Source organism: Streptomyces tropicalis, assembly GCF_029269835.1.
Lineage (GTDB): Bacteria > Actinomycetota > Actinomycetes > Streptomycetales > Streptomycetaceae > Streptomyces > Streptomyces tropicalis.
Genome location: NZ_JARJBB010000002.1, coordinates 500,189 through 527,150, shown reverse-complemented (window position 1 = coordinate 527,150; position 26,962 = coordinate 500,189). Strand labels below are relative to the sequence as shown.

Sequence of the window (26,962 nt, the reverse complement as noted above, 5' to 3'; positions counted from 1 at the left end):
CGCGCCCGCCCCCGGAACCGGCGTCGGGCGCGGCATCGGCAGGGGTGCCCGAACGGTACCCCTTCGCCCGCTCCCGCCACCGCCCCGTCACCGGCGGCGGGCCCGCGGGACCCATTGCCGACACGGTTCGATAACAGCCCGGAGAAACCCCGTTCTCCCGCTCTTCTACGCGCGTTACTGTGCGCCGAAATCGCCACCAGAGGCGGCTGGAACGGGCCGGCGACGGTGCCGTGGGCATGAAGGGGTGCTTGTTGTGCGTCTCAACTCTCGGAGGACCAGGTTCTCCCAAGCCGCGGTGGCCGTAGCGGTCATCGCCCTCGCCGCCGTCGGGTGCGGCAAGTCCAGCACGGAGTCGACCGGCGGCTCCTCCGCGTCCGGCAAGTACTCCGGCAAGGGCATCGGCCTCGCCTACGACATCGGCGGCAAGGGCGACCAGTCCTTCAACGACGCCGCCTTCGCCGGCTTCCAGAAGGCCGAGAAGGAGTTCAAGATCGGCGGCCGGGACGTCGAGCCGAGCGACAACGAGACCGACGCGGACAAGGTCCAGCGGCTCGAGCAGCTCGCCAAGGCGGGCTACAACCCGATCATCGGCGTCGGCTTCGTCTACGGCCCGGCGGTCAAGCAGGTCGCCGCCAAGTACCCGAAGATCACCTTCGGCATCATCGACGACAACACCGTCCAGGCGAAGAACGTCGCCGACCTGGTCTTCCACGAGGAGCAGTCCTCGTACCTGGCCGGTGTCGCGGCCGCCAAGACCACCAAGAAGAAGCACGTCGGCTTCATAGGCGGCGTGGACATCCCGCTGATCCACAAGTTCGAGGCGGGCTTCAAGGAGGGCGTCCAGTCGGTCGACCCGAAGATCAAGATCGAGTCGCAGTACCTCACCCAGACTCCGCAGGAGGGCGGCTTCTCCAGCCCCGACAAGGGCAAGGACGCGGCGAACGGCCAGATCGACGCGGGCGCCGACGTGATCTACCACGCCGCCGGCCTGTCCGGGCAGGGTGTGATCCAGTCCGCCGCCGAGCACAAGGTGTGGGCGATCGGCGTCGACTCCGACCAGTACCAGCAGAGCGCGCTGGCGAAGTACAAGGACTACATCCTCGGCTCCGCCCTGAAGAACGTCGGCGGCGCGGTCTACGATCTGTCCAAGTCCGTCTACGAGGGCAAGCCGCTGACCGGCGAGGTGCGCGGCGACCTGAAGAGCGGCGGCGTCGGCTTCGCGGACTCGAACCCGAAGTACAAGGCGATGAAGGACGTGGTCGCCGCGGTCGAGAAGGCCAAGGAGGACATCGTCAACGGCAAGGTGACCGTCAAGACCCAGTAATGAGTGTCCGAAGGCCCCGTCCGGGGGTCCGGCGTGCGCCGTCCCCGAAGGCCTCCTGGCCGTACGCCCCTTGCCTTCCGCAAGGGGCGTACTGCTGTCCGTGATGCGTGCCGGGGCCGTGGCCACAGCTCGATAACGGACCGGACAGAAGGGGTTTTCCGTCTGGTCTACGCGCGTTACGCTGCGGCGGAACCAGCGCCTGGTATGGGCGCTTGCACAAAGGAGTCACGTTCCATGCGCCGGGTGTCCCGTATCGCGATTGCAGGCGTTGCGACCGCAGCGCTTGCCGTCACCGTTTCCGCTTGTGGCAGCAGCAGCACGTCGGCCGAGGCCGGCGGTGGCAAGTCCAAGGGTATTGGCCTTGCCTACGATGTCGGCGGCAAGGGCGACCAGTCCTTCAACGACGCCGCCTTCGCCGGTCTGCAGAAGGCCGAGAAGGCCTTCGGCGTGAGCGGCCGGGACGTCGAGCCGCAGGACGGCGAGTCCACCGCGGACAAGGTGCAGCGCCTGGAGCAGCTGGCGAAGTCGGGCTACAACCCGGTCATCGGCGTCGGCTTCGTGTACTCGCCGGCGGTCAAGGAGGTCGCCGCCAAGTACCCGAAGGTGACCTTCGGCATCATCGACGACAACGAGGTGCAGGCGAAGAACGTCGCCGACCTGGTCTTCCACGAGGAGCAGTCCTCGTACCTGGCCGGTGTCGCGGCCGCCAAGACCACCAAGAAGAACCACATCGGCTTCATAGGCGGCGTGGACGTCCCGCTGATCCACAAGTTCGAGGCGGGCTTCGTCCAGGGTGCGCAGTCGGTCAACCCGAAGATCAAGATCGAGAAGCAGTACCTGACCGAGACCGCCGACCAGGGCGGCTTCTCCAGCCCCGACAAGGGCGAGAACGCCGCGAACGGCCAGATCGACGCCGGTGCGGACGTCGTCTACCACGCCGCCGGCCTCTCCGGCCAGGGCGTCATCAAGGCGGCCGCGGCGCACAAGATCTGGGCGATCGGCGTCGACTCCGACCAGTACCAGCAGGCCGCGCTGGCGAAGTACAAGAACTCCATCCTGACCTCGGCCCTCAAGAACGTCGAGGGCGCGGTCTACGACCTGGCCAAGTCCGTCATCAAGGACAAGAAGCCGCAGAACGGCGAGATCCGCGGCTCCCTGGACAACGGCGGCGTCAGCCTCGCCGACTCCAACCCGGTCTTCAAGAACAACGCCGACCTGCAGGCCGCGCTCAAGAAGGCCGAGGAGGGCATCAAGAACGGCACCATCAAGGTCAAGACCTCCTGACCCGATCGCCGGGACCGGCCGGAAAGCCGGTCCGGGGCATGGCCAAAGGGACGCTGCGATGGCAGCGTTGACGGCCACGGAACGGGGCGCGGGGAGGATCACCAACCCGCGCCCCTCCTGCCGCCGTTCGCGCGGCAGAATGCTCGGATCGGATCGGGAGCGATACGAGATCGATCGGGTCCGGGCAGTATTTAAAGCAGGGGCGCTACGCGCGTAGAGCGGCCCCTTTCCTGAGGAGAGTGCGCCATCGACGCGTCCAGCAGCCCTCCGCTCACCGCACCCTCGACGGTCGCGGTGGAGCTCGCGGGCATCACCAAGCGATTCCCCGGAGTCGTGGCCAACCACGACATCCACCTGACCGTCCGCAAGGGCACCGTGCACGCCCTCGTCGGCGAGAACGGTGCCGGCAAGTCGACACTGATGAAGATCCTCTACGGCATGCAGAAGCCGGACGAGGGCACCATCGCGATCCACGGCGAGCAGGTGGCCTTCGGCAGCCCCGCCGACGCCATCGTCCGCGGCATCGGCATGGTCCACCAGCACTTCATGCTGGCGGACAACCTCACCGTGCTCGAGAACGTCGTGCTGGGCAGCGAGAAGCTGCACGGCATCGGCGCCGCCGCCCGCAAGAAGATCAAGGAGATCTCCGACCGCTACGGCCTCGGGGTCCGCCCGGACCTCCTCGTCGAGGACCTCGGCGTCGCCGACCGCCAGCGGGTGGAGATCCTGAAGGTCCTCTTCCGCGGCGCCACGACCCTGATCCTCGACGAGCCGACCGCCGTGCTCGTCCCGCAGGAGGTCGACGCCCTCTTCGACAACCTCCGCGAGCTGAAGGCCGAGGGCCTGTCGGTCATCTTCATCTCCCACAAGCTGGGCGAGGTCCTCTCGGTCGCCGACGACATCACCGTCATACGCCGCGGCACGACGGTCGGTACCGCCGTGCCCGCCGAGACCACCCCGCGCCAGCTGGCCGAGATGATGGTCGGCAGCGAGCTGCCCACCCCGGAGACCGCCGAGTCGACGGTCACGGACCGGCCGGTGCTGGAGGTCCGCGGCCTCACCGTCCACGCGAGCGGTGGCGCCTCCCTCGGCGCCGAGTCCGAGCCCGCGGCGGGCGGCCTCACCGAGTTCGCGGGCGCCGGCGACGTCAAGCGCGTCCTCGACGACGTCTCCTTCACCATCCACGCCGGCGAGGTCATGGGCATCGCAGGCGTCGAGGGCAACGGCCAGACCGAGCTCATCGACGCGCTGATCGGCCTGAAGAAGGCCGACTCCGGCACGATCACCTTCCTCGGCGAGGACGTCTCCTCCTGGCCCACCCGCAAGCGCCGCGAGCAGGGCGTCGGCTACATCCCCGAGGACCGCCACCGCCACGGCCTCCTCCTCGAGGCCCCGCTGTGGGAGAACCGCATCCTCGGCCACGTCACCGAGCGCCCCAACGCCAAGGGCTTCTGGCTCGACCCCAAGGGCGCCCAGGCCGACACCCGCCGGATCGTCGAGGAGTACGACGTCCGCACCCCCGGCATCGACGTCACCGCGGCCTCCCTGTCCGGCGGCAACCAGCAGAAGCTGATCGTCGGCCGGGAGATGAGCCACAACCCCAAGTTCCTGATCGCCGCCCACCCCACCCGGGGCGTGGACGTCGGCGCCCAGGCGCAGATCTGGGACCAGATCCGTGCCGCCCGCCGCGAAGGCCTGGCGGTGCTGCTGATCTCCGCCGACCTGGACGAGCTCATCGGCCTGTCGGACACCCTGCGGGTGATCTACAACGGCAGGCTGGTGGCCGACGCCGACCCCGCGACGATCACACCGGAGGAGCTCGGCTCGGCCATGACGGGTGCCGCCTCCGGCCACCTGGAACACGTAGAGACCACCGAGGAAGCCGGTCCGGAGGGCGAGGCCCGATGAAGAAGTTCGACAAGGAGCGGGTGCTCCTGGCGGTGGCCGGTCCGGTCATCGCGCTCGTCGCGGCGATCGTGCTGACCTCGGTCGTGCTGATCGCCTCGGGCAAGAACCCGATCGAGCCGTACACGCTGATGCTCCAGCAGGCGTCGTTCTCCGACGTCCAGGTGCTGATCATCAACCAGGCGTCGATGTACTACCTGGCGGCGCTCGCGGTGGCCGTCGGCTTCCGCATGAACCTGTTCAACATCGGCGTCGACGGCCAGTACCGTCTCGCCGCGATGACGACCGCCGTGGTCGGCGCCAACGTCGCGCTGCCGTCGTTCCTCCAGATCCCGATGCTGCTGATCGTCGCCATGCTCACCGGCGCCTTCTGGGCCGGTGCCGCGGGCGTCCTGAAGGTGACCCGGGGTGTCAGCGAGGTCGTCTCCACGATCATGCTGAACGCCATCGCCACCAGCCTCATCGGCTACCTCACCCTCGCCGACGTCTGGGGCGTGCAGCTCGGCAACAACATGACGACCGGCACCATGTCCGCGTCCGGCTGGGTCCCCGGCATCAACCTCGGCACCGAGGTCGGCGAGATCTACGGCCTGGTCTTCCTCGCCGTCGCCATGGGCGTCCTCTACTGGGTCGTCCTCAACCGCACCCGCTTCGGCTTCGACCTGCGGGCCACCGGCGAGTCCGAGTCCGCCGCCGCGGCCTCCGGCGTCGACGCCAAGAAGATGGTCCTCACCGCCATGCTGATCTCCGGCGCGGTGGCCGGTCTCTCGGGTCTGCCGCTGCTGCTCGGCGACGCCCACACCTACAGCCTGAGCTTCCCCACCGGTCTCGGCTTCACTGGCATCACCATCGCCCTGCTCGGCCGCAACAACCCGGTCGGCATCGCCTTCGCCGCACTCCTGATCGCCTTCCTGGACAAGGCCTCTCCCGCTCTCGACTACGCGACCCCGGTGGCGTACGAGAAGGAGATCGCCACGATCATGCAGGGCCTGATCGTCTTCGCGGTCGTCATCTCCTACGAGGCCGTGCGCCAGTGGGGCCTGCGCCGCCAGCAGAAGAGGGTCGGCGCGGAGCTCGCCGCGGCCGCCGCCCAGATCAACTCCGAGAAGAAGAAGGAGGTGGCGGCCCGATGACCACGGCGACCATCACCAAGCCGCAGGCCAAGCGGCCCGCCCGGAGCAGCCGCCGCATCTCGCTCCCCGTCCTCCTGCTCGTCGTCGCCGGCCTGCTGGTGCTGACCTCCGCCGTGCGCCTGATCACCGGTGCGGACGGCATCACCTCCACCGGCCAGATGTCCACCGCGCTGCGGCTGGCCGTCCCGATCGGCCTGGCCGGCCTCGGCGGCCTGTGGTCCGAGCGCTCCGGCGTCGTCAACATCGGCCTCGAGGGCATGATGATCCTCGGCACCTGGTTCGGCGCCTGGGCCGGCTACCAGTGGGGCCCGTGGGTCGGTGTGGTCTTCGGCATCATCGGCGGCGCCCTCGGCGCCGTGCTGCACGCCATCGCCACCGTGACCTTCAACGTCAACCACATCGTCTCCGGTGTGGCGATCAACATCCTGGCCCTCGGCACCACCCGCTACCTGTCGAAGTTCACCTTCGAGAACGCCCCGCAGGGCTCCTCCAAGCAGTCCCCGCCGATCGACTCGCTGGGCACCTTCGACATTCCGGGCCTGTCCGGCTGGCTGGACGCCGTGAACGCCAAGCACTGGTTCCTCGTCTCCGACGTGGCCGGTCTGATCGGCGGTCTGATCACCGACCTCTCGCCGCTCACCGTGATCGCCGTGGCGCTGGTCCCGCTGAGCTGGTGGGTGCTGTGGCGCACCTCCTTCGGCCTGCGTCTGCGCTCCTGCGGCGAGAACCCGGTGGCCGCGGAGTCGCTCGGTGTCAACGTCTACAAGTACAAGTACATCGCCGTGATCATCTCCGGCGGCTTCGCCGGCCTCGGCGGCGCCTTCCTCTCCATCGTCGCGTCGAACGTGTACCTGGACGGCCAGACCGCCGGCCGCGGCTACATCGGCCTCGCCGCCATGATCTTCGGCAACTGGATGCCGGGCGGCCTCGCCCTCGGCGCGGGTCTGTTCGGCTACACCGACAGCCTCAACCTGCGCGGCGGCACCACCAACGTGCACGCGCTGATCCTGCTGCTGGCGATCCTGCTGGTGTTCGGCGCCGCGTACCTGGTGTGGCGGCGGAAGTACCTGCCGGCGGTGCTCACCGCCGTCGTCTCGGCCCTGATGTTCGTCTGGTACGTCGGCACCGACGACGTCCCGAAGCAGGTCGTGACCGCGACCCCGTACCTCGTCACCCTGCTGGTCCTGTCGCTGTCCGCGCAGAGCCTGCGGATGCCGAAGGCGGACGGCATGCCCTACCGCAAGGGGCAGGGCAAGTGACCCCGGGCGCGGAGGCCGGCTGGGCGGCGCTGCGGGCGGAGGCGCGTGCGGCGATGTCCCGCGCGTACGCGCCCTACTCGGGCTACCCGGTCGGCGCCGCGGCCCTGGTCGACGACGGCCGGGTCGTCACCGGCTGCAACGTGGAGAACGCCTCCTACGGGCTCGGCCTGTGCGCCGAGTGCGGTCTCGTCTCCCAGCTGCAGAACAGCGGGGGCGGGCGGCTGACCCGCTTCACCTGCGTGGACGGCGACGGCGAGATCCTCGTGCCGTGCGGCCGCTGCCGCCAGCTGCTCTACGAGTTCGGCGGCCCCGACCTGCTGCTGGAGACCCCGGCGGGCATCCTGCCGTTGTCGGAGATGCTGCCGCAGGCCTTCGGCCCGGACCATCTCACCAAGTGACAACCGTGCGGCCCCTCTGAGCGATCAGGGGGGCCGCGCACCTTCGCAACCCCGGAAGGAACCCCCCCATGGCCATGGACGCCATCTCCGTCATCCGCACCAAGCGGGACCGCGGCGAACTCAGTGGCGAGCAGATCGACTGGGTCATCGACGCCTACACGCGCGGAGAGGTCGCCGACGAGCAGATGTCCGCGCTCGCGATGGCCATCCTGCTCAACGGCATGAACCGCGGCGAGATCGCCCGCTGGACCGCCGCGATGATCGCCTCCGGCGAGCGCATGGACTTCTCCTCGCTGTCCCGCCCGACCGCCGACAAGCACTCCACCGGCGGCGTCGGCGACAAGATCACCCTTCCGCTGGCCCCGCTCGTCGCGGCCTGCGGCGCCGCCGTCCCGCAGCTGTCCGGGCGCGGCCTCGGCCACACCGGCGGCACCCTCGACAAGCTGGAGTCCATCCCGGGCTGGCGCGCGCTGCTGTCCAACGAGGAGATGCTGTCCGTGCTGGACGGCGTCGGCGCGGTGATCTGCGCCGCCGGCGACGGCCTGGCCCCGGCGGACAAGAAGCTGTACGCGCTGCGCGACGTCACCGGCACCGTCGAGGCGATCCCGCTGATCGCCTCGTCGATCATGTCGAAGAAGATCGCCGAGGGCACCGGTTCGCTGGTCCTGGACGTGAAGGTCGGCACCGGCGCCTTCATGAAGACCGTCGAGGACGCCCGCGAGCTGGCGAGCACCATGGTCGGCCTCGGCACGGACCACGGCGTGCGCACGGTCGCCCTGCTGACGGACATGTCGACGCCGCTCGGCCTCACCGCGGGCAACGCCCTGGAGGTCCGCGAGTCGGTGGAGGTCCTGGCGGGCGGCGGCCCGGCGGACGTGGTGGAACTGACCGTCGCCCTCGCCCGCGAGATGCTCGACGCGGCCGGCCTGAAGGACGCCGACCCGGCGAAGGCCCTGGCCGACGGTTCCGCGATGGACGTCTGGCGCCGGATGATCGCGGCCCAGGGCGGCGACCCGGACGCCACGCTGCCGACCGCGCGCGAGCAGCACGTCGTCACCGCCCCGGCGTCGGGCGTCCTGACCCGCCTGGACGCCTACGGCATCGGTGTCGCCGCCTGGCGCCTGGGCGCCGGCCGCGCCCGCAAGGAGGACCCGGTGCAGGCGGGCGCCGGCGTCGAGATGCACGCCAAGCCCGGTGACACGGTCACCGCGGGCCAGCCCCTGCTCACCCTGCACACCGACACCCCGGACCGCTTCGACTACGCGCTCCAGGCCGTGGACGGATGCTTCGACGTCGCCCCGGCCGGAACCGGCTTCACGCCGTCGCCCGTGGTGCTGGAACGTATCGCCTGACCAGGGGATTTCCCTTTCGGGTGAACGGGACCGGTGGACCGCCACCGGTCCCGTTCGGCATGCTGGGATCGGTGACGCACCGATAGGAGACCGCCATGGGCGCACTCACCGTCGACCACTCGACGGCCGGCGGCCGCGAGTGGGACGGCCTCGTCCGGATCTGGGAGGAGACGGACGCACCGGAGGGCTGCAAGGTGGAGATCATCGAGGGGATCGTCACCGTGGCACCACCGCCGACCGATAGTTCTTCGACTGCTCGGCGACGGTGTGGTTCCGGGTGGGTACCAGGGTGCCGTCCACGATCAACACGGCGTCCTTGCGGAACCGCTTACGGGGCTGCAGCGCCAGCGACGGCCCGAGCTGGTCGACGATGCGGCCGGCGGCCGACTTTGAGATGCCGAACAGCGGGGCAAGCTGGCGCAGCGTGAGGTCGGTGCGCCAGTAGGCGGCGACCAGCAGTACCCGGTCCTCCAGGTGCGGACTCCACGGCCGCCCCCGACGTGCCTCGTCCACGCCTTCGCGCCGGAGCGCGGCAACCAGTTCGCCGAAGCCGCGCGGGCTCAGCCCGGTGAAGGGGACTGTCCAGGACGGCGCGGACGCCGTGATCACACCAGCCACACGAAGATCATCCCAAGTGATGCCCGGTGTCAGCGTACGGGCTCAGGCTGTGGCATGCGCATGACGGCCGGAAGCAAAGGCCAGGACGTGAGGAACTGCCTCGCGCAGACTGGCGAAGTGGCGGTGCACGCCCTCCACCGCGAGGGCGGCGTTCACCCCCCACACAGTCATTCCGGCGCCCCGTCCGGACCGCACTCCGGACGGGGCGTCCTCGACGACCAGGCAGTCTCCCGGCTCGGCGCCGAGCTGCTCAGCGGCCAGCAGATACGGGAGGGGAGAGGGCTTGCCCTCCTCGACAGCAGCCGCGTCCACGATCACGCCCGGCACCGGCAAGCCCGTCCGCAGGAAACGACCGCGCACCCGGTGCTCGTAGTTCGAGGTCACCAGCGCCCAGGAGCCCGTCGGGAGGCCGTGCAGCAGCTCCGATGCGCCGTCGAATGCCGCATAGACGCCCGTTCGGACGTCTTCGTCCTCCAGACCGTGCAGCGTGGCCAGGCACTCGCGCGGATCTCGGTCCGCAGCGACCTGGGCGAACGTCTCCATGGGCCGCGTCCGCAATGCCACCTGGTAGACCTCGTCCGCATCCAGTCCGTACCGCTCCGCCCAGGTTCGCCAGACCCGGCGCTGGTTGCTCACCGCGTCGATCAACGTGCCGTCTACGTCGAACAGGACGTACTTCATGCGGCCCGGCCGCGTGGGTTCACTGGTCACCCGTCGATCATGCCAGGCAGCGAACAGGCGATCGCGGGACAGCTCTTACGCCCAGGCGGGAGTCCCGTTCTATCTCCTTATCGACAACTTCGCTCCCGGCGGGCCGACGATCACGCTCTACGGCGAGCCTCAGGGCGACGTTTACCGCGTCCTGCAGGCCGGTGAGTTCGGCGATGCGATCGCGCTCCCGGAGCCCTTCGGCTTCGAGCTCGACACGGGCGAGTTCCCCGTCGACTGACCGCCGTCACCCCAGCAGAGCCGCCACCGTCACCAGGACCGGTACCGACAGGACCGTCGACAGCAGGATCGCGTCGCGGGCCAGTGCCTCGCCCACCCGGTAGCGGCTCGCGTACGTGAACAGGTTCTGCGCGGCCGGCAGCGACGAGGTCACCACCACGTCGAGCAGTTGCGCCCCGTGCAGGCCGAACACCCCGGTGGCCAGGGCCCAGGACGCGGCCGGCTGGCCCACCGACTTCAGGGCGACGGACAGCAGGACCGGACGGCGGTCCGCGCCCCGGCCGGGGGCGGCGCTGCCGCGCAGCGAGATGCCGTACGCCAGCAGGACCGCCGGGACCGACATGTTCCCGATCAGGGTCAGCGGGTCCATGACCGGGCCCGGTACGGACAGACCCGTCGCCGACACCAGGACACCGGACAGGGAGCCGACGGCCACCGGGTTGCGCAGCGGGGTGAGCAGCCGGTGCCACAGCGGGCGCTGCTCGCCGTCGCCCGCGAGGTCCAGCACGGTCAGTGCGATCGGCGTGACCATCACCTGCTGGAACAGCAGGACCGGCGCCACCAGGGAGGCGTCGCCCAGCACGTACACCGCGATGGGGATGCCGAGGTTGCCCGAGTTGACGTAGCTGGAGCACAGCGCGCCGATCGTCGTGCGGCCCACCCCCCACCGCCGGGCCGCGCCGACGGCCACGAAGACGCCGGCGGCGGCCGCCGTGCTCACCGCCGTCACCAGCAGCCGGCTGGAGAAGATCACCGACAGGTCGGCCCGTGCCAGCGTGGTGAACAGCAGCGCCGGGGAGGCCACGCTGAACGCCAGCTTGGTGAGGACGTCGCTGCCGTGGACGCCCAGCGAACCGCGCCGTCCGATCACGTAGCCGATGCAGATGACGACCGCGATGACCGCGAACCCGCTCAACACCCCCCGCACGCGGCCTCCTTCACCGGAAGGGGGTCGTCGGACGGTGGGGGAGGTGCGGATGCGCGGTCCATGCGGCTCACCCTGTGGGGCGGGCCCGCCGCAGGTCAATGTGTTTCTCGCCGCCCCGAGTGGCACGCCCGGGAGGGCCCCGGGGAGCCGGCCGCCCCGGTCGCAGTGCCACCTGCGACGAGTCAGTGCCTCCCGCGATGAGTTGGGCCCCCTCGGGGGGTCTACCGGTCGTGGATGCGACGACACCCGCCGTGCTCGTCCTCGCCGGGCCCGCCGGGCGGCACGAGGCGGCGGGACTCTGCGACGAGGTGCGGGGACTGCTGGCGGCCACCGGCGCCGGACTCGTCGTGTGCGACGTGGGCGGGCTGGGGCCGCCGGGACTCGGCGCCGTCGACCTGCTGGCGCGGCTGGAGCTGGCCGCCCGGCGGGCCGGGGGCCGGATCCGGCTGCGCGACCCCGACCCCGCGCTACACGCCCTGCTCGCTCTCGTCGGCCTCCGCTTCGAGACGGAGCGGCAGCCCGAACAGGGGGAACCACCGCTGGGTGTCGAGGAAGCAGTGGAAGCCGGTGATCCGCCCGTCTGACACCTCCAGCACCTGCACCGCCCACGCGGAGAAGCCGCCCTTCTCCGGGTCCGGCTTGTAGTGGGCGAAGCCCGGCAGCCCGTTGGCCTGCACGGGGCGCAGCCGGGAGCCCGCGCAGGAGGCGCCGAGTGTCGTCATGAAGCCGGTGATGTCCGCCGGGCCGGCCAGCCACAGGTCGAACGGCGGCATCGTCATGACGGCGTCCTCGTGCAGCAGCGCGGTCAGCGCCGTCATGTCGTACCCCTCGAACGCCTTCACATAGCGCTCCAGCAGCTTCTGCTGCTCCGGGTCCAGCGGGTCCGACACGGCCGCGCCGTCGCCCCTGTCCTCCCGGTCGGCGAGCGTGGCGCGGGCCCGCTGGAGCGCGCTGTTGACCGAGGCGACCGAGGTGCCGAGCAGCTCGGCGACCTCGCTCGCCCGCCACGCCAGCACTTCGCGCAGGATCAGCACCGCCCGCTGCTTGGGCGGCAGCTGCTGCAGCGCGGCCATGAAGGCGAGCCGCACGGACTCCTTCGCGACGGCCGCCTCCGCCGGGTCCTCCACGACGGGCAGCACGCGCGCGTCGGGCACCGGCTCCAGCCAGGTGTGGTCGGGCCGGGGGGAGAGGGCCGCCCGCGCCAGCGGTGTGGACTCCGTCAGGTCCATCGGGCGGGCCCGCCTGCTGCCCGCGGACAGCATGTCCAGGCAGACGTTGGTGGCGATGCGGTAGAGCCAGGAGCGCAGGCTGGAGCGGCCCTGGAACTTGTCGAGGCTGCGCCAGGCGCGCACGAGGGTGTCCTGGACCGCGTCCTCCGCCTCGAAGGACGAGCCGAGCATGCGGTAGCAGTACCCGGTCAGCTCGACCCGGTACTTCTCCAGCTGCGTGTCGAGGTCCGCCGTCGTCGCCGTGCCGTTGCCCATCGTCCACCCGCCCCTGTGGCCGTCCCGTCCGCGCGCCTCGCTGCGCCCGGCACTTCGGAAGCTACCGCAGCCCACTGACAACGGCGCCCCGAGCGCACACATGCCCACCCGGGGCCGTTTGCTTCCGGTCCCCGAGCAGACCCGACGATCCGGCCGGCGGCGACGCCGGCAGGGCTACTTCCTGCAGTGCCTGCAGGCCGTGAGCCCCTGTGCCCTCGCCTGCTCCTCGGGCATCGACTCCCGCCCCACGCAGGTGTCCTGCTTGCCGTTCAGCGAAGGGCAGGCGGCGTCGGTGTGGTAGGCGGACCGGTACTTTCCGATGCGCACGTGGACAGTGCTCATGGCTCCTCTTCTGCTCGCCTCGGCGACGCGCCGTCCGCCCGGCGGACGGACCGCGGCACGCCCCGGCCGACGTTATCGGCTCGACCGGGGCCGGCGGGTGAGGACGGAGGAACACGGCGGCGGCCGGCCCGGGGGAGCAGTCCCCGGGCCGGCCGCCGCCGCGTGCTCAGCGGGCAGGGGCCGGGTGGCGGGCCGTGGTGCGGGCCGCGCGGGTGCCGAGGAGGGTGATGGCCACGACGCCCAGCACCGCCAGCAGGCCCACACCGACCGTGCCGGTCCAGCCGCGGGCGTGGAAGGCCAGGGCGCCGACCGTGCTGCCGGCGCTGGAGCCGACGTAGTACGCGGACTGGTAGAGGGCGGAGGCCTGGGCGCGGCCGTGGGTGGCCGTCCGGCTGACCGCCGAGGAGGCGGCCGCGTGCCCGGCGAAGAAGCCCGCGGTGATGAGGACCAGACCGGCCAGCACCGGTACGAGCGAGTCCGCCAGCGACAGCAGCAGCCCCGCCGCGGTCGTCGCGGCCGCCAGGTAGAGCGTGCCGCGCCGTCCCAGCCGGCGCACCAGCCGGCCCGCCGTCGAGGCGGACACGGTGCCCACCAGGTACACCAGGAAGATCGAGCCGACGATGCCCTGGGGCAGGGAGAAGGGCGCCCCGGTCAGGCGGTACCCGATCACGGTGTAGACGCCGCCGAAGACCGTCATGAACAGCGCGCCGATCGCGTACAGGCGGCGCAGCAGCGGGTTCGCGAGGTGGTCGCGGACCGTGCGGGCGAGCACCCGCGGCCGCAGCGAGCCCGGCGTGAAGTGCCGCGGCGCCGGGAGCAGCAGCCGGAAGGCGACCGCGCAGGCGACCGCGATCACGCCGACGACACCCACCGCGGCCCGCCAGCCCCACTCCTGGGCCACCCAGCCGGTGACGACCCGGCCGCTCATGCCGCCGACGCTGTTGCCGGCGACGAACAGGCCGATGGCCGTGACCAGCGACGTCGGCCCGACCTCCTCCGCCAGGTACGCCTGCGCCGAGGCGGGCACCCCGGCGAGCGCGGCGCCCTGGAGCGCCCGCAGCGCGATCAGCACCCCCAGGGACGGTGCGAAGGGCACCAGCAGCCCCACCGTCACGGCGACCGCCAGCGAGGCCGTCATCACCGTGCGCCGCCCGAACCGCTCCGACAGCGCGCTCATCGGCAGCACGAACACCGCGAGGCCGCCCGTCGCCGCCGCCACCGTCCAGCTCGCGTCGCTCGCCGCCACCCCGAACTCGCCGGAGACCAGCGGCAGCAGGGCCTGGGTGGAGTACAGCAGCGCGAAGGTCGCCACGCCCGCGAGGAACAGGGCGAGGCTCATCCGGCGGTAGCCGGGGCCACCGGGGGTCATGCGGGTGTCGGTGCGGGGTGCGGCGGACGCGGCGTCCAGGACGGCGGACGCCCCGGTATCGGCGGGAGACATGCTTCGACGGTAGGCAGGCGCCGTTCATCCGTCCAATGCACGGACTGGGCATAATCGTTCCTATGGTGCATCAGATGAGGTCACGGGATCGCCTGTCACCGTCCGGTGACACAGAAGACATCGAACGCAGCAGTGCGGAGACCGCGCTGCTGCTCGCGCCGCGCCTCGCCCACTTCGCCGGGGTCGCCCGCACCGAGCACGTGACCAGGGCCGCCCAGGAGATGCAGGTCCCGCAGTCCACCCTCTCCCGGGCCCTGGTCCGGCTGGAGGAGGACCTCGGCGTCGACCTGTTCGCCCGGCACGGGCGGACGGTGTCCCTCACCCCCGCCGGGCGCAGGTTCCTCGGCTTCGTCGAACGGGCCCTCGCCGAGATCGAGCGGGGCGCCGAGGAGGCCCGCGCCGACGCCGACCCGGCCGCGGGCAAGGTGGCCTTCGGCTTCCTGCACACCATGGGCGCGGAGACCGTCCCCGGCCTGCTCCAGGCCTTCCGCGCCGACCACCCCCGGGTCCGCTTCGGCCTCGTGCAGAACTACGGCGAGGCGATGCTGGAGGGGCTGCGCGCCGGCGAGCTGGACCTGTGCCTGACGTCCCCCGTCCCGGACGCGCCCGATCTCGTCGCCCGCCGCCTGGACGAGCAGAAGCTGCGCCTCGTGGTCCCGGCAGACCACCGCCTGGCCGCCCGGCGCCGGGTGCGGCTGGCGGAGGCCGCCGAGGACACCTTCGTGACCCTGGAGCCGGGCTACGGCCTGCGCCGCATCACCGACGACCTGTGCCGCGAGGCGGGGTTCACCCCGCGGGTGGCCTTCGAGGGGGAGGAGGCGGAGACGCTGCGCGGGCTCGTCGCCGCGGGACTCGGCGTCGCGCTGCTGCCGCCGCCGGCGGTCCCACGGCCCGGTGTGGCCGAGCTGACGGTCACCGAGCCGCGCGCGGTGCGCGAGATCGGCGTCGCCTGGCGCGAGGGGCACCCGGACACGCCGCCGGTGGCCGCCTTCAAGAAGTTCCTGCTCTCCCGGCGGGGCCACCTGCTCCCGTGACCGCCCCGGTCCCCGGCCCGCGCGCCCTGCCCCGCCGCCCCGGTCCCCGGCCGCGCGCCCGGACCCCGGCTCGGCCGCCCCGCCCCGGGGCCCGGAAACCCGCCGTGCCGTCCGGTCCGGCCCGTGCGCGCCGCCTACCGGTGCAGCGTCCTGCCGAAGCCGGCGGCCAGCGGCATCCGCAGGCCCAGCGGGGGCGGGGCCGCCAGCGCGTCCTGGACCGGACGCGAGAAGGACCGGGCGAAGAGCGTCCCCAGGACGAAGTCCGCGGTCAGGGAGACGACTTCGTCGCGGTACTGGTGCAACCCGTGGCCGTCGGCGTGCACTTCGAAGCGGCACACGTCCCGGTTCGCCTTCTTCGCGCGCGCCGCGAACCGGAAGGACAGCTCGGGGTCGGTGCGCTCGTCGTTGGTGCCGTGCACGATCAGCACCCGGCGCCCGACGAGCTGCTTCACCGGTTCGGGGGAGGCGGCCACGTCGTCCTCCGGCAGCCAGGGGGCGAGGGCCACCACGGAGTTGACGGCCTCGTGCCCGCCCGCGTGCAGCGCGGCCCGGCCGCCCATGCCGAGGCCCGCCAGGCACACCGGCACGTCGCCGTAGCGCCGTACGGCCTCGTCGGCGGCCCAGGCGGCGTCGCGGGCGAGATGGGCCTCGCTGCCGTTCCAGCCGCGGCAGCGGTAGTGCACGACGTGCGCCGCCAGTCCCTCGTCCCGGGCCGCCCGGGCCAGCCGGCGTCCCAGCGCGCGCACCGCGGCCGTCGCCAGCACCGGCGCGGACCTGCGTCCGGAGACCGGCTCGCCGCCGGGGAGCAGCAGCACCACTCCGCTCACCGCCGCCGGCTCCGGGCCGAGCGTCCTCCCCAGCCGGGCGGTGCGCACCGGCGTCGCTTCCTGTGCCATGACAGAACAGTCTCAGAAGCGTCGGTGTACGCCACCCGTCCGTGCGGTCACCGTTACGTATCGGCGGATGTGTACACCCGACGATCTACGCGCGTAGGAGTTAGAGTGCGGAAATGACGAGCCAGATTGCCCACGGGGGGAGCACCCCGACCTCGGAACAGATCCGCCGGGCGCCGAAGGTTCTGCTGCACGACCATCTCGACGGCGGCCTCCGCCCCGGCACCGTCGTCGACCTCGCCCGCGCGTCGGGCTACTCCCAACTCCCCGACCACGACCCGGACAAGCTCGGCCTGTGGTTCCGAGAGGCGGCCGACTCCGGTTCCCTGGAGCGGTACTTGGAGACCTTCTCGCACACCGTCGGCGTGATGCAGACCCGGGACGCGCTCGTCCGCGTCGCCCGCGAGTGCGCCGAGGACCTCGCCGAGGACGGCGTCGTCTACGCCGAGGTGCGCTACGCCCCGGAGCAGCACCTGGAGGGCGGGCTCACCCTGGAGGAGGTCGTCGAGGCCGTCAACGAGGGGTTCCGGGAGGGAGAGCGCCTCGCCCGCGCGCAGGGCCGCCGCATCCGCGTCGGCGCCCTGCTCACCGCCATGCGGCACGCCGCCCGCGCCCTGGAGATCGCCGAACTCGCCAACCGCTACCGCGACATGGGCGTCGTCGGCTTCGACATCGCCGGGGCCGAGGCCGGCCACCCGCCCACCCGGCACCTCGACGCCTTCGAGTACCTGAAGCGCGAGAACAACCACTTCACGATCCACGCCGGCGAGGCCTTCGGCCTGCCCTCCATCTGGCAGGCGCTCCAGTGGTGCGGGGCGGACCGGCTCGGGCACGGGGTGCGCATCATCGACGACATCGAGGTCGCCGAGGACGGAACGGTCCGGCTGGGGCGTCTGGCCTCCTACGTCCGCGACAAGCGCGTCCCGCTGGAGATGTGCCCCAGCTCCAACCTCCAGACCGGCGCCGCATCCTCCTACGCCGAGCACCCGATCGGGCTGCTGCGGCGCCTGCACTTCCGGGTCACGGTCAACACCGACAACCGGCTCATGTCCCACACCAGCATGAGCCGCGAATTCGAGCACCTTGTCGAGACGTTCGGCTGCACGCTCGACGACATGCAGTGGTTCTCCGTCAATGCGATGAAATCAGCGTTCATTCCTTTCGATGAACGACTGGCCATGATCAATGACGTGATCAAGCCAGGGTATGCGGAGCTGAAATCCGAATGGCTGTTTCAGCAGACCGCCTCGACCAGGAGTTCTGTGGCCGCAGACGGCTGATCGGGGAATATGGAATGCGGACGGGATTCACCATCCGTCCGCATTTCGATGTTTGCGGCGGGCGGGTCGGCGTGTTTACGGTCGTGGACCGCTCAGTTCCCCGTCATCCATGCAAGGACGCATTTTGATGAAGCAGTCTGCCGCCAAGACCCTCGGCGTCGCCGCCCTCGGTGCCGCCTTCGCCGCCGCCGGGGCGGGCGCCGCGAACGCCGCGCCGGCCGTACCGGACGCCGGGGAGGCGCTGGGCACCGTCAGCCAGGCGCTGCCGATGGACCACGTCACCGGGACGCTGCCGGCCGGCCAGGCGCTGAACCAGGCCGGGCCCGCGCTGAAGACGGGCCTCACCGCCGCCCAGCCGGCCGCCCGGGGCGTGCTGGAGAACGGTCCGACCCGCCCGGTGACCGGTCTGCTCGGCGGGCTGCCGCTGCAGGGCCTGCCCACCCACGGCGTGCCGGTGAACGGCGTCCCGCTGGGCTGAGCCCGCACCACCGGACATGCCGTCGGGGCGCACCCGTGCTTCCGGGTGCGCCCCGACGGCGTCCGGGCGCGGCGGGCCTCACCAGGCCGTGTGCGCCTTGTCCTCGGAGGGCAGCAGGATCCACAGCGCGAGGTAGACCAGGAACTGCGGGCCCGGCAGCAGGCAGGACAGCAGGAAGATCACCCGCATCGTGGTCGCGGAGGTGCCGAAGCGCCGTGCCAGCGCTGCGCACACTCCGCCGATCATGCGGCCGTGGGTCGGACGGACGAGTGCGGTCATCTCCGGCTCCTTCGTGGACTGCTGGTGCGAGGCCGCCGGGCGGCTGCCTCGTCTGCCCTCCAGGCTACGGAGCCGACGGCGGCGGGGCGTCGCTCCACGGAGCGATCCCGACCCTGGCAATCGTCGGGGTCCGACCCTGAGCGGGCCCCTCCGGGCGGACGGCGGTCGGCGCCCGGCGCCGTGCCCGGCGGCGGAGCCGGACACGGGCCGCGGGCACCACCGCGAGGTGCGCGAGGGCCACGCCCGCGGTGTTCAGCAGCAGCGTGTCCACGTCCGCCACCCGCCCGGGCACCGCGGTCTGGAGCAGGGCGACGCCGACGGAGAGCAGCGCGCCGGCCGCGACCGTGCGGACCAGGGAGCCGAGGAGGGACACGTGCAGTCGGCCGTGCGCCGCCGGCAGCAGCACGCCCAGCGGCGCGAGCAGCGCGAGCCCCTCGCCGAGGGGCCGGGCCGCCTCAGGCCAGCCGAGGGCGAGGTCGGCGCGGACGGTGGCGAGGGGCCGCAGGTTCGCCGGCGGTACCCAGGGGACGTCCAGTGGGCGCAGCGTGAGCCAGGCGACGAGCGCGAGGTGTGCCACCAGGAGGACACCCCCGGCCACACGGACGTGGATCGCGGCGAAGCCGCCGATGGAGCCTTGACGCTGCACGCCCCCCAAGACGCGGCCTCCGGCAGGATCGGTTCCGCGCCGTGCCGGGCGGGACGGACGTGACGCCTGTCGCCGCAGGCCGCGCCGCCTCCGGGCGGTCCCGGGAGGGCGCGCGGACGGGGCCGCGCGCCGCCCGCGGTCACTCAGCCGGTGACCCCGGACGACGGCGGCTCGGTGGTGCCGGGCCGGGAGCGGACCTCGCCGGTGCACGCGTAGCGGCGCGGCGCCTTGCCGGCCGGTCCGCCGAGGATCACCGAGCCGTCGCCCTCGGCGGCCGCCGAGTCGGAGAAGGTGCAGACGATCTGGGCGAGGGCGTACGACGTCAGCTCGGCCGGCGCGGTGCTCAGCCGGAGCGTGTCCTCCGGGTCGCCCGGGCCCGGCCCGGTCACCGACATCCCGCCGCGCACGTCCGTGGTGTACCCGGCGTCCCTCTCGCCCGGCGACGGCGTCTCGGCCAGCTGGTCGAGCAGCCCCTGGGCCACCATCACCCGCCGTTTCACGTCCGCCGTGCCGTCCGGGACGCGCACGCTGCGGTCCACGGTCACCAGCGACGAGCCGCACAGCAGGAACACCTGCACGGGGACGCCCCGCGAGGCCTGCGTGGAGACGTCCGGCTCGCTCAGCGAGCACGGCACCCGGGACGGCGCGGCACCGAAGTCCGTCGGCACCTCGGTCGACCGGATCCCGCAGCCGCCCAGCAGCACGGCCAGCACGGCCAGCGCCGGCAGCTGGCGCACGCCCGCGGCCGCGCGGCCTCTCCTGCGCCCCCTCATCGGACCTCCCCCTCGGGGCCGTCGCCCGCGCCCCGCTCGCCGCTCTCGCCCTGCCCGCGCTCCCGCGCCCGTTCCGCGCCGCTCTCCGCGGGCTCCCCGGTTTCCTGCGGCTCCGCGCCGGCGCCGGAGGTGTCCCGCGGCAGCCGCAGCGTGAACACCGCGCCTCCCTCCGGGGAGTTGGCGGCGGTGATGTCCCCGCCGTGGATGTGCGCGTTGGCCATGGCGATGGACAGGCCCAGCCCGCTGCCCTCGGAGCGGGGCCGGGAGGCGCTCGCCTTGAAGAAGCGGTCGAAGACGTGCGGCAGGACGTCCTCCGGGATGCCGGGTCCGTGGTCGGACACCGCGATGACGATCTCGTCGCCGACCTCGCGCACCGACACCCGCACCGGGGAGCCGCCGTGCTTGAGCGCGTTGCCGATGAGGTTGGCGAGGATGACGTCCAGCCGGCGCGGGTCCAGCAGGGCGTGCAGCCCGCGGTCCGCGTCCAGCTCCACCGCGTCCAGCCAGGCGCGGGCGTCGATGCAGGCGGTGATCTGGTCGGCGACGTCGACGTCGTCCAGGACCAGCCGGGCGGTGCCGGCGTCGAAACGGGTGACCTCCATCAGGTTCTCGACCAGGTCGTTCAGCCGCCGGGTCTCGCTGACGACGAGGCGCACGGCCGGCTCGATCATCGGGTCGATGCCGCCGCTCTCGGAGTCCAGCTCCTCCTCCAGCACCTCCGTCACGGCGGTGATGGCGGTCAGCGGGGTGCGCAGCTCGTGGGACATGTCGGCCACGAAACGGCGGGAGGAGTCGTCGCGCGCGGCCATGTCGGCGACCCGCTTCTCCAGTGCCTCCGCCGCGTTGTTGAACGTCCTTGACAAATCGGCGAGTTCGTCGGTCCCGGACACCCTCAGCCGGGTGTCGAGCCGGCCCTCGCCGAGCCGCCGGGCGGCCACGCCGAGCCGGTGCACCGGCTTCAGCACCGTCGTCGCCGCGGCCTGCGCGAGCAGCGCGGAGCCGACCAGCGCCAGCGCCGTGGCGATGCCGAGCGACCAGGCCAGCGAGTTGAGGTCCTTGGCCTCCGGCTCCAGCGACTTGAGCATGTAGCCGGTCGGGCCCCCGCCGATCACCCGGGTGCCGGCCACGAGGTAGGGGGTGCCGTGCTCCATGACGCGCTGCCAGTACAGGTGGTACGGCGAGGCGTTGCCGGAGGACACCGGCTGCTTCCGGTTCACCGCGGTGCGCAGCGAGGCCGGCACGTCCTCCAGGGAGAAGCCGCTCAGGCCGTCGGAGCTGCCGTACAGGGTGGTGCCGTTCGCGTCCTGCGCCACCAGCAGCACGCTGAAGCGCTGGCTGCTGCCCGCCATCTGCCCCGCGGTGTGCTGGAGTTCGTCCTGGGTGGGCCGCACCGGCAGCGCGCCCGCCCGGTTCTGCATCTCCTGCTGGAAGTCGCGCAGCACCGCGTCCTGGGTGCGGGTGAGCACCGCCTCGCGGTTGAGCCAGTAGGCGATCCCGGAGGCGGACACGGCGGCGGTCAGCGCCACCAGCCCGAAGACGACGACCAGGCGCAGGCGCAGGCTGGTGAAGCGCAGCCGCGACACTGTCCCCCTGCGTCCCGCGGCCCAGCCGCGGAGTCCCCCGTGCGGCTCGGTCACTGAGGGCTGTCCAGGCGGTAGCCGACCCCGCGGACGGTGCGGATGAGCGTCGGGGAGGACGGCACGTCCTCGACCTTGGCGCGCAGCCGCTGCACGCAGGCGTCCACCAGGCGCGAGTCGCCCAGGTAGTCGTGCTCCCACACCAGCCGCAGCAGCTGCTGCCGGGACAGCGCCTGCCCGGGCCGCCGGCTCAGCTCCAGCAGCAGCCGCAGCTCGGTCGGCGTGAGCTGGAGGTCCTCCCCGTTCTTCGTCACCGTCATCGCCGCCCGGTCGATGACCAGGCTGCCGAAGGCCGCCGAGTCGTTCGCCTCGCGCTCGCCGCGGCGCAGCACGGCACGGATCCGGGCGTCGAGGACCCGGCCCTGCACGGGTTTGACGACGTAGTCGTCGGCGCCGGACTCCAGGCCGACGACCACGTCGATGTCGTCGCTGCGCGCGGTCAGCAGGATGATCGGCAGCTGGTCGGTGCGCCGGATGCGCCGGCACACCTCGAACCCGTCGATGCCGGGCAGCATCACGTCCAGCACGATCAGGTCCGGCCGCTGCTCGCGCAGCAGCTTCAGACCGTCCTCGCCGCTGGCAGCGGTGGCCACCCGGTGCCCCTGGCGCGTCAGCGAGAGCTCCAGGGCCGTCCGGATGGCGTCGTCGTCCTCGATCAGCAACAGGGAAGGCACGGGGCTCATTCTGGCCCATGCGGGCTCGGGGTTTCGACACTTGGAGCGCTCCCACACATCTCCCGCGAAGGAGTCGCCACCCTCGGTGCGTCTGCGTGACCGGATCATTCCGCTCCGTGACCGGACCGGTGCGGGACGCGCGGGACCCCTGTGACACGTCTGTGACAGTCGGCGGACACGGCCATGAAGTGGCCGCGGCAAGCTTCTCGGCACAGGCAGGGAAGCAGGACCGACCGGAAGTCCACGACGGGGGGCGCGAGATGAGCACGCTGAACAGCAACAGCACCAGCGCTGTGGTCACGCGTCTGCACGACGGCCGGGGTCCGGAGAAGTCCGGTGCCGTGAGCATGCGGGGGTGCGCTCGCGGCACCGGGCGGCAGCACCCCGCGTCCGCATCGCAGGCCCGTCCGCCGTACATGACGGTGGTCGACGCCCGCACGGGGGATGCGCACGCGGGTGCCGCGTACGGGGAGGGCTCGGGGGAGCGCCGGCCCCTGCCGCGGGCGGAGGACGCCGAAGCGGCGTTCACCGCCTACGTGCAGGAGCGCCGCGCCTCCCTGTACGCGACCGCCTACCACCTCACCGGCGACCGCTTCGAGGCCGAGGACCTGCTGCAGAGCGCACTGTTCTCGACCTACAAGGCGTGGGACCGGATCAGCGACAAGGCGGCCGTCGGCGGCTACCTGCGCCGCACCATGACGAACCTGCACATCAGCGCCTGGCGGCGCCGCAAGCTCAACGAGTACCCGACCGAGGAGCTCCCGGAGACGCCCGGCGACACGGACGCGATGCGCGGCACCGAGCTGCGCGCGGTCCTGTGGCAGGCGCTGGCCCGGCTGCCCGAACTCCAGCGCACCATGCTGGTCCTGCGCTACTACGAGGGCCGCACGGACCCGGAGATCGCGGAGATCCTCGACATCAGCGTCGGCACGGTCAAATCCAGCATCTGGCGCTCGCTGCGCCGGCTGCGCGAGGACGAGGTCCTCAGCTTCGGCCGTGACCAGGAGGAGTCCTTCGGCGAGCTCGTCGCCTGAGCCGTACGAAGGTCTGGGGGGAAACGGGGGGACAGTGCCCCGGGGGGCCACGGGGGACACGGGGGCACGGGGGGAACACGGGGGAGCACCACCGAAGCGGGGCCGGCGGACCACAGGTCCGTCCGGCCCCGCTCCGCTGTGCCGTGCGTCCGCCCGCGCCGGTCGCGGCGGCGGCCCGGGTGCCCGGCCGGGCTCAGGCCAGCGGGGCCGTGCTCTCCGGTGCGGCGCGCCGCCCGGCGGCGGCCGCCGCGAGCCGGCCGAGAGCCTCGTCCCGGTCGCAGGGGTGGGCGCCCAGCGCGACCTGGCGGGCCACGATCGAGCGCTCGGCGCGCATCAGCCGCCAGCCGCGCCGCAGCAGGAACGGCACCGACTTGCGGCCCTCCCTGAGGTCCCGCAGGAAGCGGCGGCGGAAGGTGGTGACCGGGCCGCGGGTCAGGCACAGCGCGTCGGCCAGCACGCCCAGTTCCCGGCAGCGCTCCACGATCTCGGCGGCGAAGATGCCCTCCGCGAGGAAGAGCGGGGTGCGGCCGATGTGCAGCAGGTCCTCGCCGGTGCGGGCGCTGAGGGACAGGTCGTACACCGGGATGCCGGTGGTCCCCGTCGCGCACAGCCGGGTGATCGCCGCGACCGCGACGTCCGCGTCCCACGACGCGGGATGGTCCCAGTCGATGTCCGAACTCCCCGCCACCAGAGGCAGCGTGGGGTCGTCACCCTCCTTGTAGAAGTCGTCGAGGCGCAGCACGGGCAGCCCGGAGCGGGCCGCGACCAGGGACTTGCCGGAACCCGAGGGGCCGCACAGCAGCACGACACGGGCGGGTGACGGGGGATGAAGGCTCACGGAACACCAGTTTGACGCATGGTGGCCCTCCTGCCGACCCCGCGGGTCGGCTTTGGAGCGTGGGCTGCGTCTCAACTACCCTGTGTGTCGTTCTCGTTACCGTGCGCTCCAGAAGGCGGCTCCGAAATGGCTCGACACGCGTCCCCCGCCCGTCCCACCGCCCGACGCGCCCTGGTCGTCCTCGCGACCGCCGGGATCGCCGCGGGCGCGGGCGCTGCGTCCGCCGCGGCGGACGCCCTGCCCCTCGTCGGCGGGCACTCCGGCTCGGTGGGCACCCTCGACCCGCAGAGGGGGCTCCAGGCGCTGACCGGCTCCGTCGGCTACGCCACGGGCCCCGTCGCCGGCCTGAAGCCCAACCCGCTGGCGGGCACCGGCGTCGACCCCCTGGACAACGGCGTGGCCACCCAGGTCGCGGACTTCAAGCCGATCGGCTCCCGCATGCTCACCGGCCCGGTGACGCAGGCGCCGTCCATCGGCAGCATCCCCGTCCTGGGCCAGGCGACCGGGCTGCTCCAGCACTGACCCGGCGCCCTCCGGCGGACCGCGGCGGACGCGACGGGCCGGAGGCGCCCCCGGACGGCGAAGAGCCGCGCCTCCCGCCGGACGGTGAGGGAGGCGCGGCTCTCGTGCTGCGGTGCCCGGCGCTCAGTAGGAGGAGCCGGAGGCGCCCAGCGAACCCGTCGGGTGCCAGACCGTCTTGGTCTCCAGGAACGCGGTGATGCGGTCCAGGCCCGGCGTCGCCGACCAGTCGTCCACAGGCTGTGGACGCAGGACGCGCTTCAGGTTGTCCGCCGCCGCGACCTCCAGCTCCTTCGCCAGGGCCTCGTCGGCGCCCGCGAGGTCGATCGCGTTGACGTCCTGGTGCGCGGCCAGCGGCGCCGCGATCTCCGCCGTACGGCCGGACAGCACGTTGACGACACCGCCGGGCAGGTCGGAGGTGGCGAGCACCTCGCCGAGCGACAGCGCGGGCAGCGGGGCCCGCTCGCTCGCGATCACCACGGCCGTGTTGCCGGTCGCGATCACCGGGGCGACGACCGACACCAGGCCCAGGAACGACGACTCCTGCGGCGCCAGCACGGTCACCACACCGGTCGGCTCCGGGGACGACAGGTTGAAGAACGGCCCGGCGACCGGGTTGCCGCCGCCCACCACCTGGGCGATCTTGTCGGTCCAGCCGGCGTACCAGACCCAGCGGTCGACCGCCGCGTCGACCTGGGCCGCGGCCTTCGCCTTCGACAGGCCCTCCGCCTCGGCGACCTCGCGGACGAACTGCCCCCGGCGGCCCTCCAGCATCTCGGCGACGCGGTACAGGACCTGACCGCGGTTGTACGCCGTCGCACCGGCCCAGCCGCCGAACGCCTTGCGCGCGGCGACGACCGCGTCACGGGCGTCCTTGCGCGACGCCTGCGGAGCGTTCGCCAGCCACTTGCCCTTCGAGTCCGTCACCTCGTACACCCGGCCGCTCTCGGAACGCGGGAACTTGCCGCCCACGTACAGCTTGTAGGTCTTGAAGACGGAAAGCCGTTCGATCGTTTCGGACTTCTCAGACATCGAGGTACGCCTCCAGGCCGTGGCGGCCGCCCTCGCGGCCGAAGCCCGACTCCTTGTACCCGCCGAAGGGCGAGGTCGGGTCGAACTTGTTGAACGTGTTGGACCAGACGACACCGGCGCGCAGCTTGTTCGCGACGGCCAGGATCCGGGACCCCTTCTCCGTCCAGATGCCGGCCGACAGGCCGTACGGGGTGTTGTTCGCCTTGGCGACGGCCTCGTCCGGGGTGCGGAAGGTGAGGACGGACAGCACCGGGCCGAAGATCTCGTCGCGGGCGATCGTGTGCGCCTGGCTGACGTTCGTGAACAGGGTCGGCGCGAACCAGTAGCCCGACGCGGGCAGTTCGCAGGCCGGGGACCAGCGCTCGGCGCCCTCGGCCTCGCCGCGCTCGGCGAGCGCGGTGATCCGGGCCAGCTGCTCCGCGGAGTTGATCGCGCCGATGTCCGTGTTCTTGTCCAGCGGGTCGCCCAGACGCAGGGTGCCCAGGCGGCGCTTGAGGGAGTCGAGCAGCTCGTCGTGGACGGACTCCTGCACCAGCAGCCGGGAGCCCGCGCAGCAGACCTGGCCCTGGTTGAAGAAGATGCCGCTGACGATGCCCTCGACGGCCTGGTCGATCGGGGCGTCGTCGAAGACGATGTTGGCGCCCTTGCCGCCCAGCTCCAGGGTGAGCTTCTTGCGGGTGCCCGCGACCGTGCGGGCGATCTCCTTGCCGACGGCCGTGGAGCCGGTGAAGGCCACCTTGTTCACGTCCGGGTGGCCGACGAGCGCGGCACCCGCGTCGCCGTAGCCGGGAACGATGTTGACGACGCCCCGCGGCAGGCCCGCCTGGCGGCAGACGTCCGCGAAGAAGAGCGCGGACAGCGGCGTGGTCTCGGCGGGCTTGAGGACCACCGTGTTGCCGGTGGCCAGGGCCGGGGCGATCTTCCACGCCAGCATCAGCAGCGGGAAGTTCCACGGGATGACCTGGCCGGCGACGCCCAGCGGCTTCGGCTCCGTGCCGAAGCCGGCGTGGCCGAGCTTGTCGGCCCAGCCCGCGTAGTAGAAGAAGTGCGCGGCGACCAGGGGGAGGTCGGCGTCGCGGGTCTCCCGGATCGGCTTGCCGTTGTCCAGGGTCTCCAGGACCGCCAGCTCGCGGCTGCGCTCCTGGATGATGCGGGCGATGCGGAACAGGTACTTCGCACGCTCGGCGCCGGGCAGCGCCGACCACTTCTGAAAGGCCTTGCGGGCGGCCTTCACCGCGCGGTCCACGTCGGCCTCACCGGCCTGCGCGACCTCGGCGAGCACCTCCTCGGTGGACGGGCTGACCGTCTTGAAGACCTTGCCCTCGGCCGCCTCGGCGAACTCGCCGTCGATGAAGAGGCCGTAGGAGGGCGCGATGTCGACGACCGCGCGGGACTCCGGCGCCGGTGCGTACTCGAATGCGGATGCCAT

Annotated in this window: 28 protein-coding genes and 1 pseudogene; 14 read left to right on the top strand and 15 right to left on the bottom strand. The window is 72.3% G+C overall.

The annotated features are described in order from the left end of the window. The first annotated feature begins 295 nt into the window (after positions 1-295). The 7 genes from P3H78_RS06355 (at position 296) to P3H78_RS06325 (ending at position 8,655) form a co-directional block, all read left to right on the top strand. Entirely contained in the window at positions 296-1,324 is a 1,029-nt protein-coding gene (locus P3H78_RS06355; protein WP_276107786.1) for a BMP family lipoprotein, read from the top strand. A gap of 234 nt (positions 1,325-1,558) precedes the next feature. Beyond that, on the top strand, positions 1,559-2,608 hold the full coding sequence (locus tag P3H78_RS06350; protein WP_276107785.1) for a BMP family lipoprotein: 1,050 nt from the start codon (positions 1,559-1,561) through the stop codon (positions 2,606-2,608). Between the two features lie 294 nt (positions 2,609-2,902). After that, complete coding sequence (locus P3H78_RS06345; protein WP_276107784.1) at positions 2,903-4,516, top strand: ABC transporter ATP-binding protein; 1,614 nt, start codon at positions 2,903-2,905, stop codon at positions 4,514-4,516. After that, positions 4,513-5,646 (top strand): ABC transporter permease, encoded by a 1,134-nt coding sequence (locus tag P3H78_RS06340; protein WP_276107783.1) that lies wholly within the window; start codon positions 4,513-4,515, stop codon positions 5,644-5,646. Before P3H78_RS06345 ends, P3H78_RS06340 begins: the two co-directional genes overlap by 4 nt. Next, complete coding sequence (locus P3H78_RS06335; RefSeq protein ID WP_276107782.1) at positions 5,643-6,905, top strand: ABC transporter permease; 1,263 nt, start codon at positions 5,643-5,645, stop codon at positions 6,903-6,905. The genes P3H78_RS06340 and P3H78_RS06335 overlap by 4 nt, the downstream gene beginning before the upstream one ends. Next, positions 6,902-7,303 carry a cytidine deaminase gene (locus tag P3H78_RS06330; RefSeq protein ID WP_276107781.1) on the top strand — a complete coding sequence of 134 codons (402 nt, stop codon included), beginning with the start codon at positions 6,902-6,904 and terminating at the stop codon, positions 7,301-7,303. The genes P3H78_RS06335 and P3H78_RS06330 overlap by 4 nt, the downstream gene beginning before the upstream one ends. Positions 7,304-7,371: 68 nt before the next feature. Beyond that, the gene (locus P3H78_RS06325; RefSeq protein ID WP_276107780.1) at positions 7,372-8,655 is read left to right on the top strand and encodes a thymidine phosphorylase; all 1,284 of its coding nucleotides are present in this window, start codon (positions 7,372-7,374) and stop codon (positions 8,653-8,655) included. A gap of 237 nt (positions 8,656-8,892) precedes the next feature. Here P3H78_RS06325 and P3H78_RS06320 read toward each other — a convergent pair. Both P3H78_RS06320 and P3H78_RS06315 read right to left on the bottom strand, forming a co-directional pair. Next, a pseudogene (locus tag P3H78_RS06320) lies at positions 8,893-9,273 on the bottom strand (transposase family protein); the annotation flags it as partial. 42 nt (positions 9,274-9,315) lie between these two features. Next, entirely contained in the window at positions 9,316-9,954 is a 639-nt protein-coding gene (locus tag P3H78_RS06315) for an HAD family hydrolase (RefSeq protein WP_438827913.1), read from the bottom strand. 13 nt (positions 9,955-9,967) lie between these two features. Here P3H78_RS06315 and P3H78_RS06310 point away from each other — a divergent pair, with 13 nt between their 5' ends. Next, complete coding sequence (locus P3H78_RS06310; protein ID WP_313884386.1) at positions 9,968-10,222, top strand: hypothetical protein; 255 nt, start codon at positions 9,968-9,970, stop codon at positions 10,220-10,222. A 6-nt stretch (positions 10,223-10,228) separates the two neighbouring features. Here P3H78_RS06310 and P3H78_RS06305 read toward each other — a convergent pair whose 3' ends face one another. Continuing rightward, a complete protein-coding gene (locus P3H78_RS06305) occupies positions 10,229-11,149 on the bottom strand; it encodes an AEC family transporter (RefSeq protein WP_276107778.1) in 921 nt (306 codons plus the stop codon). A gap of 197 nt (positions 11,150-11,346) precedes the next feature. Here P3H78_RS06305 and P3H78_RS06300 point away from each other — a divergent pair, with 197 nt between their 5' ends. Then, entirely contained in the window at positions 11,347-11,733 is a 387-nt protein-coding gene (locus P3H78_RS06300) for an STAS domain-containing protein (protein ID WP_276107777.1), read from the top strand. Here P3H78_RS06300 and P3H78_RS06295 read toward each other — a convergent pair. From P3H78_RS06295 to P3H78_RS06285, 3 genes are all read right to left on the bottom strand, one after another. After that, positions 11,617-12,633, bottom strand: coding sequence for a sigma-70 family RNA polymerase sigma factor (locus P3H78_RS06295; RefSeq protein ID WP_276107776.1), 1,017 nt, complete (start codon positions 12,631-12,633; stop codon positions 11,617-11,619). The genes P3H78_RS06300 and P3H78_RS06295 overlap by 117 nt on opposite strands. A gap of 174 nt (positions 12,634-12,807) precedes the next feature. Continuing rightward, the gene (locus tag P3H78_RS06290) at positions 12,808-12,975 is read right to left on the bottom strand and encodes a hypothetical protein (protein WP_276107775.1); all 168 of its coding nucleotides are present in this window, start codon (positions 12,973-12,975) and stop codon (positions 12,808-12,810) included. 166 nt (positions 12,976-13,141) lie between these two features. Then, the gene (locus P3H78_RS06285) at positions 13,142-14,416 is read right to left on the bottom strand and encodes an MFS transporter (RefSeq protein ID WP_276107774.1); all 1,275 of its coding nucleotides are present in this window, start codon (positions 14,414-14,416) and stop codon (positions 13,142-13,144) included. A gap of 62 nt (positions 14,417-14,478) precedes the next feature. On the opposite strand from P3H78_RS06285, the gene P3H78_RS06280 reads away from it, so the two are divergent. Next, on the top strand, positions 14,479-15,450 hold the full coding sequence (locus tag P3H78_RS06280) for a LysR family transcriptional regulator (RefSeq protein WP_276107773.1): 972 nt from the start codon (positions 14,479-14,481) through the stop codon (positions 15,448-15,450). Positions 15,451-15,584: 134 nt separating this feature from the next. Here P3H78_RS06280 and P3H78_RS06275 read toward each other — a convergent pair whose 3' ends face one another. Further along, a complete protein-coding gene (locus tag P3H78_RS06275; RefSeq protein WP_276107772.1) occupies positions 15,585-16,346 on the bottom strand; it encodes an alpha/beta hydrolase in 762 nt (253 codons plus the stop codon). Positions 16,347-16,459: 113 nt separating this feature from the next. Between P3H78_RS06275 and P3H78_RS06270 the strand changes: the two genes are divergently transcribed. Both P3H78_RS06270 and P3H78_RS06265 read left to right on the top strand, forming a co-directional pair. Beyond that, a complete protein-coding gene (locus P3H78_RS06270) occupies positions 16,460-17,623 on the top strand; it encodes an adenosine deaminase (RefSeq protein WP_276107771.1) in 1,164 nt (387 codons plus the stop codon). Positions 17,624-17,750: 127 nt separating this feature from the next. Beyond that, positions 17,751-18,101 (top strand): ATP-binding protein, encoded by a 351-nt coding sequence (locus P3H78_RS06265; protein WP_276107770.1) that lies wholly within the window; start codon positions 17,751-17,753, stop codon positions 18,099-18,101. 78 nt (positions 18,102-18,179) lie between these two features. Here P3H78_RS06265 and P3H78_RS06260 read toward each other — a convergent pair whose 3' ends face one another. The 5 genes from P3H78_RS06260 to afsQ1 all read right to left on the bottom strand — a co-directional run bounded on the left by P3H78_RS06260 (position 18,180) and on the right by afsQ1 (position 22,110). After that, positions 18,180-18,380: a PspC domain-containing protein gene (locus P3H78_RS06260; protein ID WP_276107769.1), complete on the bottom strand. Its 201-nt coding sequence runs from the start codon at positions 18,378-18,380 to the stop codon at positions 18,180-18,182. Between the two features lie 64 nt (positions 18,381-18,444). Then, on the bottom strand, positions 18,445-19,026 hold the full coding sequence (locus tag P3H78_RS06255; RefSeq protein WP_276107768.1) for a VanZ family protein: 582 nt from the start codon (positions 19,024-19,026) through the stop codon (positions 18,445-18,447). 143 nt (positions 19,027-19,169) lie between these two features. Then, positions 19,170-19,799, bottom strand: coding sequence for a hypothetical protein (locus P3H78_RS06250; RefSeq protein WP_276107767.1), 630 nt, complete (start codon positions 19,797-19,799; stop codon positions 19,170-19,172). Next, positions 19,796-21,436 carry a sensor histidine kinase gene (locus P3H78_RS06245; RefSeq protein WP_276107766.1) on the bottom strand — a complete coding sequence of 547 codons (1,641 nt, stop codon included), beginning with the start codon at positions 21,434-21,436 and terminating at the stop codon, positions 19,796-19,798. Before P3H78_RS06245 ends, P3H78_RS06250 begins: the two co-directional genes overlap by 4 nt. Beyond that, positions 21,433-22,110 carry a two-component system response regulator AfsQ1 gene (gene afsQ1 / locus P3H78_RS06240; RefSeq protein WP_276107765.1) on the bottom strand — a complete coding sequence of 226 codons (678 nt, stop codon included), beginning with the start codon at positions 22,108-22,110 and terminating at the stop codon, positions 21,433-21,435. The genes P3H78_RS06245 and afsQ1 overlap by 4 nt, the downstream gene beginning before the upstream one ends. 260 nt (positions 22,111-22,370) lie before the next feature. Between afsQ1 and P3H78_RS06235 the strand changes: the two genes are divergently transcribed. Then, a complete protein-coding gene (locus P3H78_RS06235; protein WP_276107764.1) occupies positions 22,371-23,144 on the top strand; it encodes a SigE family RNA polymerase sigma factor in 774 nt (257 codons plus the stop codon). Between the two features lie 193 nt (positions 23,145-23,337). Here P3H78_RS06235 and P3H78_RS06230 read toward each other — a convergent pair whose 3' ends face one another. Continuing rightward, positions 23,338-23,982: a uridine kinase family protein gene (locus tag P3H78_RS06230; RefSeq protein WP_276107763.1), complete on the bottom strand. Its 645-nt coding sequence runs from the start codon at positions 23,980-23,982 to the stop codon at positions 23,338-23,340. 126 nt (positions 23,983-24,108) lie between these two features. Between P3H78_RS06230 and P3H78_RS06225 the strand changes: the two genes are divergently transcribed. Then, on the top strand, positions 24,109-24,504 hold the full coding sequence (locus P3H78_RS06225; RefSeq protein ID WP_276107762.1) for a hypothetical protein: 396 nt from the start codon (positions 24,109-24,111) through the stop codon (positions 24,502-24,504). A gap of 123 nt (positions 24,505-24,627) precedes the next feature. On the opposite strand, the gene P3H78_RS06220 is transcribed toward P3H78_RS06225, so the two are convergent. Continuing rightward, on the bottom strand, positions 24,628-25,533 hold the full coding sequence (locus tag P3H78_RS06220) for an aldehyde dehydrogenase family protein (RefSeq protein ID WP_276107761.1): 906 nt from the start codon (positions 25,531-25,533) through the stop codon (positions 24,628-24,630). After that, the gene (locus P3H78_RS06215; RefSeq protein ID WP_276107760.1) at positions 25,526-26,962 is read right to left on the bottom strand and encodes an aldehyde dehydrogenase family protein; all 1,437 of its coding nucleotides are present in this window, start codon (positions 26,960-26,962) and stop codon (positions 25,526-25,528) included. The genes P3H78_RS06220 and P3H78_RS06215 overlap by 8 nt, the downstream gene beginning before the upstream one ends.